General features: G+C 76.1%; 1 protein-coding gene and 1 pseudogene. Both read right to left on the reverse strand.

Features of this window, described 5'->3' with window-relative positions; translation table 11 throughout:
* On the reverse strand, window positions 1-269 hold a 269-nt coding region (locus FV228_RS32565), incomplete at its 3' end, for a helix-turn-helix domain-containing protein (protein WP_147858040.1).
* A pseudogene (locus tag FV228_RS32570) lies at window positions 266-461 on the reverse strand (enoyl-CoA hydratase); the annotation flags it as partial. The pseudogene FV228_RS32570 and the gene FV228_RS32565, both read right to left, overlap by 4 nt.

Consider the following 461-nt stretch of genomic DNA (forward strand, 5'->3'; position numbering starts at 1 on the left):
GTGCCGAGCCGGTAGCGGCCGGTCTCGGCGGTGTGGTGCAGGTAGCCGAGCTTGGTCAGGGTGTAGGTCAGCCGCGACACGGTGGAGCGCGGCAGGCCGCAGGCGGCCGCGAGGTCGTGGTTGGCGAGGCTGGTCCGGCCCGGGCCGAAGCAGGCGAGCACCGCGAGGCCCCGGGCCAGCGCCGTGACGAAGTGGCGATCCTCCTTGGCTCCGTCGCCTGCCGGCGCCGCATCGGGATCGGCCAGCAGGTCCTGATCGGCGGTCCTCATCGGCGCAGGAACGCCGCGAAGGCCGCCTGCGCCTCCGGGCCCCGACGAAGCGCGTGAAACACCTCCGCCTCCTCGGCCAGCGTGCGGGCGACGCTGTCGTCCTGGCCCCGGCGCAGGGCCCGCTTGGTCGCCGCGATCGAGGCCGGGGGCAGGGCCGCCATGGCGCGGGCGCGGCCGAGCGCAACCTCCAGG

The sequence above is a fragment of the Methylobacterium sp. WL18 genome (assembly GCF_008040015.1).
GTDB classification, from domain to species: domain Bacteria; phylum Pseudomonadota; class Alphaproteobacteria; order Rhizobiales; family Beijerinckiaceae; genus Methylobacterium; species Methylobacterium mesophilicum.